General features: G+C 42.2%; 9 protein-coding genes and 1 pseudogene. 3 read left to right on the forward strand and 7 right to left on the reverse strand.

What is annotated here, in order from left to right; all coding sequences use genetic code 11:
- The first annotated feature begins 268 nt into the window (after positions 1-268).
- From rsgA to CXF82_RS09645, 3 genes are all read left to right on the forward strand, one after another.
- Positions 269-1,315, forward strand: a complete 1,047-nt coding sequence (gene rsgA / locus CXF82_RS09635) for a ribosome small subunit-dependent GTPase A (protein WP_102044092.1) — start codon at positions 269-271, stop codon at positions 1,313-1,315.
- Between the two features lie 359 nt (positions 1,316-1,674).
- Positions 1,675-2,166 (forward strand): DUF1097 domain-containing protein, encoded by a 492-nt coding sequence (locus tag CXF82_RS09640; protein ID WP_101089746.1) that lies wholly within the window; start codon positions 1,675-1,677, stop codon positions 2,164-2,166.
- 105 nt (positions 2,167-2,271) lie between these two features.
- Positions 2,272-3,729 (forward strand): methyl-accepting chemotaxis protein, encoded by a 1,458-nt coding sequence (locus CXF82_RS09645; RefSeq protein WP_102044093.1) that lies wholly within the window; start codon positions 2,272-2,274, stop codon positions 3,727-3,729.
- Between the two features lie 184 nt (positions 3,730-3,913).
- Here CXF82_RS09645 and xthA read toward each other — a convergent pair whose 3' ends face one another.
- The 7 genes and pseudogenes from xthA to CXF82_RS09680 all read right to left on the reverse strand — a co-directional run.
- The gene (gene xthA, locus CXF82_RS09650; protein ID WP_102044094.1) at positions 3,914-4,720 is read right to left on the reverse strand and encodes an exodeoxyribonuclease III; all 807 of its coding nucleotides are present in this window, start codon (positions 4,718-4,720) and stop codon (positions 3,914-3,916) included.
- A 17-nt stretch (positions 4,721-4,737) separates the two neighbouring features.
- Positions 4,738-5,037 (reverse strand): YciI family protein, encoded by a 300-nt coding sequence (locus CXF82_RS09655; RefSeq protein WP_101089749.1) that lies wholly within the window; start codon positions 5,035-5,037, stop codon positions 4,738-4,740.
- Positions 5,037-5,582 carry a septation protein A gene (locus CXF82_RS09660; RefSeq protein ID WP_101089750.1) on the reverse strand — a complete coding sequence of 182 codons (546 nt, stop codon included), beginning with the start codon at positions 5,580-5,582 and terminating at the stop codon, positions 5,037-5,039. Before CXF82_RS09660 ends, CXF82_RS09655 begins: the two co-directional genes overlap by 1 nt.
- Positions 5,583-5,913: 331 nt before the next feature.
- Positions 5,914-6,285, reverse strand: a complete 372-nt coding sequence (locus tag CXF82_RS09665) for a hypothetical protein (protein WP_102044095.1) — start codon at positions 6,283-6,285, stop codon at positions 5,914-5,916.
- 456 nt (positions 6,286-6,741) lie between these two features.
- Positions 6,742-7,452, reverse strand: a complete 711-nt coding sequence (locus tag CXF82_RS09670) for an HAD family hydrolase (protein ID WP_101089752.1) — start codon at positions 7,450-7,452, stop codon at positions 6,742-6,744.
- 473 nt (positions 7,453-7,925) lie between these two features.
- Positions 7,926-8,519 (reverse strand): hypothetical protein, encoded by a 594-nt coding sequence (locus tag CXF82_RS09675; RefSeq protein ID WP_102044096.1) that lies wholly within the window; start codon positions 8,517-8,519, stop codon positions 7,926-7,928.
- A 458-nt stretch (positions 8,520-8,977) separates the two neighbouring features.
- Positions 8,978-9,332, reverse strand: a pseudogene (locus CXF82_RS09680) (transposase); the annotation flags it as partial.
- Between the last annotated feature and the right edge of the window lie 248 nt (positions 9,333-9,580).

A 9,580-nucleotide genomic window follows, 5' to 3' on the forward strand; every position in this document is an offset into this window, starting at 1 on the left:
ACATCTCTTTTTAGGATAAATAACAACAAAGCAAATCTAATAAAAAGTGCCTTAATGGCACTTTTTTTATGCATTTTTTAACTTGGACATTTTCGTTGGACGTCAGGCTCCGTTATTGTCGGTATAAGCTCGTGCAATCTGTCGCTTTTGTTCAATTAAACTGTTGAGCAAGTCATTAATATGAAACTCTTAGCTGAAAGGTGGCATCAGCGCCGCTACAATATCAATTATTGCTTATTATCTACTAAATCGTAGATGGAGGAAGACCATGGAAAACCCAACGATGACATTAACCCAACTCGGCTGGCGGCCGTTTTTCCAGCAACAACTTAGCCTAGAAGAGTTATCGCTGTTCAGTATTGGTCGTGTGGTTGAGCAGCACAGAAGTCACGTCGTGGTGATGAGTGAGCAAGGACAAGTGAGATTAACGCTCTCGGCGCAGGCTGAGCGCCTATGCGTTGGCGATTGGGCATTGTTTGATGACTCACAGCGGGTGCATCGCCATTTGGATCGTCAGTCCTTGTTCCAACGAAAAGCGCCAGGCTCGAAAGTGGCGACTCAGCTCATTGCTGCAAACCTTGATAGTGTCATGATTGTCTGTTCTCTCAATCATGATTTCAACCTGAGCCGAATTGAACGTTACCTAGCGCTAGCGAAAGAAGCGCTGGTGGATCCCGTGGTGGTATTAACAAAGGCGGATCAGTGTGCTGATGTGGATGACAAGCGCCAGCAAGTGCAGCAGCTAGATCCGTTGATGATGATCCATGCCGTTAACGCGCTCGATAGTGAAGCGCTTAAAGCGCTATCGAGCTATTGCCAAACAGGCAAAACAATTGCGTTTTTAGGTTCATCCGGTGTGGGTAAGTCAACATTGGTCAATGGTTTAATGGGCGTTGACGCGCAAGTTACCCGTGCTGTGCGTGAAGATGATAGTAAAGGACGTCACACCACAACCTCAAGAGCGCTGAAGTGGTTACCTCAAGGTGGACTGCTTATGGACACACCCGGTATGCGAGAGCTACAGCTTAGCCATTGCGAACAAGGTGTTAGTGATACGTTTAGTGAAATTACCGCATTAGCACAGCAGTGCCGATTTAGCGATTGCAGTCATGAAAGTGAGCCTGGTTGTGCGGTCCAAGCAGCCCTGCATGATGGCATAGTGACGGAACGTCGACTGACGAGCTATCGCAAACTGATGCGTGAACAGGCATTGAATGGCGCGACACTGGCGGAGAAAAGAGCCAAAGATAAGGCGTTAGGGAAAATGATCAATGGCGTGCAAACCGCTTCACGCAGGAACAAGAAAAAAGTTTGAGGCTTTAATATGTTTCTTTGTGAGTGCTCCTGCGTTGAATAAAACATCTCGTTTGTAGATGTTTTTTTGTGCCTGACAATCGCAGCTCGATCAGCATAAGGCTATTTTGTTTGAAATAACTCGGTTGCTGAGGCTCTTATTACCGCTGAGTTCATACTCCTATTGGGTTAGTTGTATGTCGGAGTATTGTATATTTGTTACGCTTTCGGTTGTTTTGTGCACTAGATTCGACTTTGTTAGCGCTTTTTTGTCGTAGATCGTGTTTTTTAGCCTACAAAAGATGGTAATTTAGCGACCTTGATATTAAGTACTGTGTATCGGCATAGTCAAAGTGTGTATCGCGTTATAGAGAGGGCTTTATGGAGCATCGTTGGCAAATAGCAATTTCAGCAGGATTATTGGCAGCCGTATGGGCTGGCTTTGCTGATGTATTTCAACTTGTCACCTGGATAGGTTTTCTTGGTTGTAGCACTTTTTTTGCACAAACCGAAACGGGTGTGAAAGGCATGCTGATGGCGATGGCGACGAATGTCTCTGGTGTCTTTTGGGGTTGGCTAATTATTTCTGGAAGCAGTTTTTTTGTCTCTCCGGTTATGGGCTATACCTTCACGGGCATCGCAACGGCTGCCATGTGTTTACAAGCAAGTTATCAAAAGCTCGCCTTTATACCCGGCGCATTTATCGGTTGTTGTATCACCTTTGCAATGGGTGGCGACGTAGCGGCAATATTACCCCCCTTACTGGTGGGCGCGATGCTGGGCTACAGTATGAGTCTACTGACGACTCAGCTAATCAGCTTGACCCAAAAACTACAAACAATATTTGCTGAAAATACAGCAAAAGAGTCATAATTCAACATTGAATATAGCGAGTAACTCAACACTGTGCCGTACTGGGCGAGTGAGTCTATCAACGCATTATAAAAGGTCAAATATAAGGGCCATGGGAATTTTACGATGAAGCAAATTAATTTTCGAACAGTCGATGCGGTATTAATCAAGCTCAGTCTAAATGGAAAGTTCTGGTCTATCTGCACTATGGTTACGCTCATCACTGCAATGGTGGCCGGAGCAAACTATTTCAATAGCAAACAACAGATTGAAGCCGCTTCAATGGCGCGCGCTCAAGCCACGGTTGAGGCTTATGCCAATATGGCGATGACCCAATCTCTTACTGGGCAATCGCTAACTGATTTTGCCGGCGAAAATGGATTGAGTGTTGCTTTTAATTCTGAGACGAAACGCTCAAATGATAATATTAGCGTGAATGCCCCCGTTGACGGTGAGTTCATTAACTACACGGTTAATGTGAGTCGTTGGGAACAGCCAGCTTTGTCAAATATGAATAACATGCTTTGGTTGGCTCTTTTAGGTCTACTGCCGTTATATCTTGTGAGTTATTGGGTATCAACTTCGCTAGGTGGCGGCTTGTGGGATATGTACCAAGCCATAAAAAGACTTGCTGATGGTGATCTTAGTTTTAGACTTAACTTTTTTGGTAAAGATGATTTCAGCTTAATTGCCCGCGAAATAGACCGTAGCGCAGATAACATGAGTGAAATGGTGTCTGCAATTGCACGTAACGCACAAACGCTTTCAGAGGCCGCTGGTGAGTTTCATCAACAGGCGAGTCAAAATGAAAAGTTAACCACTGCACAGCATCAGTTCCTCGATACGGTCGCGGTTGCGATGTCGCAGATGACAGCGGCAGTTGAAGAGGTGTCTCAGAATGCTTCTAGCACCTCAGAGCAAACTCAAACCAACTCATCTCAGGCGGCAAACAGTAAAGTTCAACTGGCTGAAGCGGTAGCGAGTATTGGTATATTAACGGGCAAAATTTCAGAAGCGTCAGCTTCAGTGGAAGACCTTTCCTACGCTGCAACACAGATTGGTGCAGTAGTAACCACCATTAACGGTATTTCAGAACAGACTAATCTGTTAGCGCTTAACGCCGCAATTGAAGCGGCCAGAGCGGGCGAGCAGGGCAGAGGCTTTGCCGTGGTCGCTGATGAAGTGAGAACGTTAGCGAGCCGGACACAAAAAGCGACAGTTGAAATTCAATCTATGATTGAAGGTTTACAAGCGGGTACACATAAATTGAGCAGCATTACTGGCGATATCGTATCGCAAGCGTGCAAAGGCCGCGAGGCTATCGTGTCAGTGAGTAGTGATGTTGATAACATGGCGTTATCGATCAGTACAGTATTCGATATGAGTGCACAAATCGCAGCATCATCTGAAGAGCAAAGTGTTGCATCTCGGGAAATTGGCTCTCAGTTAGACGATATTCGAGGCCAAGCTGAAACGATTAAGCAAACCACTGAACATTCAATTAGTCTTGCGACAGACTTAAATGATGCTTCTCAGGGGTTAGAGCAGTTGTTAAAGCAATATACTTTGGCTAAAGCCACCTAATGTTATAAACGAGTTTTATAACGCGAGGCTTAAAGGTCAGTTTGACTCAGCAGAGCTGTCGCTTTGCACTAAGGTTAGTTCCTTTGCCAATAATGACACCACAGCGCTATCTTTGCCTGATCAGATAATAAAAAATCCAGCAATCATTGCTGGATTTTTTTATTAGCTGAAACCACCATTTAGATTAACTAAAGGTGCTCCAAATAGGCGCGTGATCTGAAGGCTTTTCAATACCACGTAGGTCGTAATCAATATCAGATTCAACCAGACGCTGTGCCAGTGATTTGGTCGCTAAGACGACATCAATGCGCAGGCCGCGGTTATCGACAAATCCTTTGCTGCGATAATCAAACCACGAGTATCGCTCTGTGCGCGTTGGATGCAGTTCGCGGAACGTATCCACTAAGCCCCAGTCCATTAAGGTCTTAAGCCACTCACGCTCTTCAAGTTGAAAACTACACTTACCTGTTCTTAACCAGCGCTTGGCATTGGGCTCACCAATACCTATGTCTAAATCGACAGGCGATATATTGATATCGCCAATGATGGCAATATCTTCATCAGCACTGTGATACTCATTTAAATATACCATTAAGTCTTTGTAAAACTTACGCTTGGCGGGATATTTTATCTCATGGCTAATATTTTCGCCTTGAGGGAAATAGCCATTTAGCACGGTAAGCGGACGGCCATTTTCCTGCATAAAAGTCCCCATGATCATACGGCGCTGAGCGTCGTCTTCATCGGTTGGGAATCCTTTTTGAAGCTTTAATGGCTCAGCCTTCGACAACATGGCCACACCATAGTGTGCTTTTCCGCCATGATAATGCACCTTGTATCCCATTGCTTCTACATCAGCAAGTGGAAAGGCTTCGTCATGTACTTTGGTTTCTTGTAAACCGATGACGTCAGGCTGGTGGCTATCGATTAAAGCTTGCAGTTGATGCAGTCTTGCTCGCAATCCATTGATATTAAATGAAACTATCTTCAATTTTGAGTTCCTTTTATTTACGGCAACACTAACTTATAAGGCTTTACAACCACGCTTTCATATACACCCGCGGCGATATAAGGGTCGGCATCAGCCCAGCATTGTGCATCTTCAAGTGAGGGGAAGTCAGCAACCACGAGTGAGCCAGTGAAACCCGCTTCGCCTGGGTTTTCACTGTCGATAGCGGGGTGAGGCCCTGCGATGAGTAACTTGCCCTCATCAGCTAAAAGCTGCAGACGCGCTAAATGGTCTGTACGAACAGATAAGCGTTTTTCTAAGCTGTTTTCAACATCTTGCGACGAAATCATATACCACATTATTTAAGTTCCTTACGATCTTCTTCAGACATGTTTTTAAAGAGATAAAATACCGTGAGTACCGTATTGATCAGTGTCAAAGCGGTTAGACCAAATACCTTAAAGTTTACCCAAGTTTCTTGCGATAGGCTAAAGGCAACGTAGATATTAACGAGAGAGCATGCCACAAAAAACAGTACCCAATACCAAGTCACATGGGCCCATATCTTGTCAGCAACAATTAACTCTTTGCCCAGCATGCTTTTTAAAATGGGTTTATTCATAAACTGGCTAACCACTAGCGCGATGGCAAACAGAGCATACACGATAGTGACTTTCCATTTTATAAATGAGTCATCGTGCAAAATCAAGGTTAGCGAGCCAAACACGGTGACCATTGCAAAGGTAATGAGGTGCATCTTCTCCAGTTTTTTATACAGGATGTAGGTAATGATGAGCTGCAATGCGGTGGCCGCAATCAATGCGCCACTGGCAACGTAAATATCAAAAAATTTGTAGACGGCAAAAAAGATAACCAGAGGCAGAAAGTCGAGCAACTGTTTCATAGGATAGTGTCAATTCAAAATTCATAAAAGTGTGCTTGAGTTTAACATGCAAGCCATGAAGGAAAAAGGGTAACGGGTTCACTTGAGCACTTCGGTAAACCCATGTTCAGTATGGCTGCATTAGGGTTAATGAATTGCCACCATCTCGCACATATTGCGCTAGTTAGTTGTTGCAAAAATTTGGCAAAAAGAGTGTCGCTGCTGATTAGAACCGTTACGCTTTAATTATATGTGGCAAAACAAGAGGGAAAGCTTGAAGGCAGCGGTATTTGTTTTAGCTTGAAAACAGTGATTAAAGGTATAGTCTTTCAGAAATGCTGTCATGGGCTTACTATTTATTTACTTCACGGACAGTTACACTGTAGGAGAGGTCATCACCTAACGAAAGACTAGCCTCATTATTAACAAGGGTGCTTATAGAGGGTAACTTAAGCTCATTTCGTGTTTCAGGATCAGATATAAGATATTCAATAACTGTATAATTCAGAGTGGCATAATTATCATGCACATAAGACTGACTGATTAACAACAAAACTGTGTTGTCTGTTTTTTTCAGGGTTTTGCTTTCCTGTAAACCTATCTCCTGCTTTCCTTGGTACATTCCGTTAATATCGAGCGTCACCTCAACGATATATTCCGCATGAGAACTGAAGGACGAAATTATTATACTTAAACAGAAAAGGCACCTAATAACTTTACTCATTACTCATTATCTCCTCTAATAGCCCTGCGCTAGAACTCGACTCCAACAGGCTACAGTACTTCAATATTCCATAACACTGTGACATTTTATTAAACGTTAATCAATCCTGAGGACCCCCAATATCTGTAAAGTAAGGAGCGCCATAAAGTATATTGATTAAAGGAGGATTGCCCCTGGGAAACCGCATAAGCATTTGATGTAAAAGGTCATGAGTATGAGATTTGAAATACAGACGGAGACGGATGAAAATAGGTAGTTAATACGCTGATATTTTGGGGTTAATGATATAAAAAATGATTAACTATCGATGCTAAAGGATCGTTGTAACTTGTGAAATTTTGACGAATGACATCAGATGTTAAACTAGCGTGAACTCTCGCGCCGCTATTTACTATGTAAAGGCATCAATCTGGCTTGGGAATAAGGACGCGGCTGCGCGCGGCCTATGCTTATTCGTTATGCGTATTTCCCGATGATAGAAAGGAGATCTTCAACATTGTTTGCAATGTAGTCAGGCTTAACTTCCCAACTTTCAGGCTCAGAACGACTATATGCGGCCGCGACAGAAATCACCTTGGCACTATTTCCAAGCGCGGACTGTAGATTACGGGCAAACTTGGCATCAGCTTCATGGTCACCGATGTACATTAACAATTGACTATTTGTATGACCGAAAATTGATTCCACACATTTGATACCACCAAATGGATGAGGCTTTTGGTTGCCATTTGATACATCATCGTAACCAATAATCGCTTTAAATGGAGCGTCTATTCCATTATCTCTAAGTACACGACGAATATTGTTTTGTGAATTCTGAGAACAGATACCATGATGAAGTTGTGAAAACTGCTCAACGACATTTTTAATACCATCAAAAAGCGTCACTTCAGTTTGATTTTTCTCTTGGTGCTCTGCCCACATACTGCCAGCTCGGATCATTTCGTCATGAGATAATCCGTAATAATCAACATAGAGCTCTTGCCAGTTTTTAGCACCGTGATTGGCTTCATGGTAAAAATCTTCGCTGAGCAAATACTTAGGCAAATTGTTACCTGTTAAATGTGGAGCAACGATAGATAGAATGGCTTTTGTAATATCAATATTCTTGGGTACTGAATTAACGAGGGTTCCATCGTAATCCCACAGTATTGCGTCTAATTTCATTTCATCACCTCATTATCCAATAAACTTAATTGAATCATACACCTTACGACAAGTTTGTGTATACGCATAACGCCGCATTAAGGTGTGAACAATGCCACCACCATACTTAAACCATTGTGCCATAAACACTTAAGCTGACATAGAACCGAGAATGCCAAGCGTTGAGGATTACTCCTAAATGCTTTGTTAGCAATTTATGCTTTCTAATGAATTAGATATTGTTTTAGCTTTTCTGGATGTAAAACTGTGTCCATATTCGTCCCACCGGTAATACCACGACTAGCCAGTTCACCAACCATTACGTTTAGTATATCGACAGAAGCCACCCATCTTGTACGATTCAACGCTACTTTTACTCACATAATTATCATCAAAATCATTACTAATGTCATCTAAAGAAGAAGTTAAATAGATGACGCTGCCACTTACCATGGCTGGCACTGCCTTTTCAAGCAATTAGTTGATATTACAACTTAAATAATTGTTAATACTTGTCTAATATCAAGCTGTTGAACCCAAATGTCTTCTTTATGATAGGCCTCAATAGCCAGTGGTGAGATTATTAATTCACCCGTAATATGGTCATCCTCAGTGGTAATTGAAGCATAAGAACCATCCGAGAGTCTGATGTTGATCCCCCAGTCATATATGACAACTTCATCTGACGGAATTAGCTTCCTAACCTCAGTTTCATCTTGTACTGCACACCGACATCTAAGACGAAGGATCTCTATAGCCTCTATGGTGATACGGTCATTTTCCGTAAACTTAATTTCAGAACATGGGCCGATAGAGTCATTATCACTTTGATACTCAATGTCATCCGGTTTCTGCACTAGCCTAAACTTTGGAAGATGGAAATCATGCCCTTGAGGGCTGGTATTCCATTCGTTCGTCAGCTCAACAAAACTGGCTTGCTTCCTAAAATATAACGGTGGAAAACATGTGACATTTCGCTGAGTAAAATTGAAATTCGCAAATTGAGTTATTAAGTTAATCTCTTGGCCTATTAGAGACTGTAATGATTCTATCGATTCGCGGTCTAATTCATAACGAAATTCTTGCATGGCTTGCTCCCTAAATATAATCCTATCTCAACACATTAATTTCTGCTAAAAAATGCCCAAGCATGAGTATATCCCCATATTGTGACAGTAAGATTATTTCACCGTATCCCAACGTAAGTTAAAAAAATTAATTGTCATTAATGAAGCCGACCCACTTGCACCGCTACAGGCCTGTGCCTTAACCTTCGTAGTTTAAGGCATAACAGCCAGCCATTAATCATCAACAACATACCTAGCTTTCAACGCAATATTAACGATTGACGTCTATCAAAGAAAAGCTTGAATCATGTCCTACTGAGTGGCACGAATAAATTCTCGAAAAGAAGTGAATTAGCAGAGATTAGTGAGTTTTAAGGCGTGGATGATTAACCCTGTAGATTGACAGATGAAAGTGCTCTTGAAGTTACGCTCTTGAGGCTAGTTTACTTGCATATATTGACAACTATTTGATATTTTTACTGAGTAACGAGGTGTTCATCTATCACTTCACCTTTAGCAAATATCTGCGTTGAATCAGTAGCATTAAATAGCTTATGCCATTGATCTACAACATCCCTATCTGACTATGCATTAACCTGATATAAATCGATATAAAGTACAAGATGCAGATGATTACTCATCACTGCGTACGCAGCGACATCAATGGCAAACACTTCTGTAAGCTTCAATATCTGCATCTCTACCCAAGCTTGACGGTGGTCGTAGTTTTTCCCAGTGTACTTATCATCACCACACATTCTTTACGAAAAATCAGGCTCGCCGAACTACACGGCTGCAACAATGGTAATAAGGTGTGTTTTCGATGCAACTCAATGTTCTTCTAGGCCGTGGCTACAACCTCCTTGTTAAATGCTCTTTCAAAACTTAGCAGGAGGCTATACGTTATGCCATTAACTATGGGTGGCACTATTTTTTGCCCTGCTCAAGACATACGGATTTTATGTCATTGTTTATTAGCTTATTAGCAATGCTGTTGATCTAGGCGCTTAAATATTTTTGTACGTTGTTCAGATGAAAAAGTGTAGTAACCAAAAACTATATCTGAACCTCCCTTGCGCTTT

It is taken from the genome of Shewanella sp. GutDb-MelDb, assembly GCF_002836075.1.
Taxonomy (GTDB): Bacteria; Pseudomonadota; Gammaproteobacteria; order Enterobacterales; family Shewanellaceae; genus Shewanella.

Excerpts from the sequence above, each read along its gene's own strand:
- CXF82_RS09670 (WP_101089752.1), bottom strand. The coding sequence starts at position 7,452 with ATGAAATTAGACGCAATACTGTGGGATTACGATGGAACCCTCGTTAAT.
- CXF82_RS09640 (WP_101089746.1), top strand. The coding sequence starts at position 1,675 with ATGGAGCATCGTTGGCAAATAGCAATTTCAGCAGGATTATTGGCAGCC.
- rsgA (WP_102044092.1), top strand. The coding sequence starts at position 269 with ATGGAAAACCCAACGATGACATTAACCCAACTCGGCTGGCGGCCGTTT.
- CXF82_RS09645 (WP_102044093.1), top strand. The coding sequence starts at position 2,272 with ATGAAGCAAATTAATTTTCGAACAGTCGATGCGGTATTAATCAAGCTC.
- CXF82_RS09665 (WP_102044095.1), bottom strand. The coding sequence starts at position 6,285 with ATGAGTAAAGTTATTAGGTGCCTTTTCTGTTTAAGTATAATAATTTCG.
- CXF82_RS09660 (WP_101089750.1), bottom strand. The coding sequence starts at position 5,582 with ATGAAACAGTTGCTCGACTTTCTGCCTCTGGTTATCTTTTTTGCCGTC.
- CXF82_RS09675 (WP_102044096.1), bottom strand. The coding sequence starts at position 8,519 with ATGCAAGAATTTCGTTATGAATTAGACCGCGAATCGATAGAATCATTA.
- CXF82_RS09655 (WP_101089749.1), bottom strand. The coding sequence starts at position 5,037 with ATGTGGTATATGATTTCGTCGCAAGATGTTGAAAACAGCTTAGAAAAA.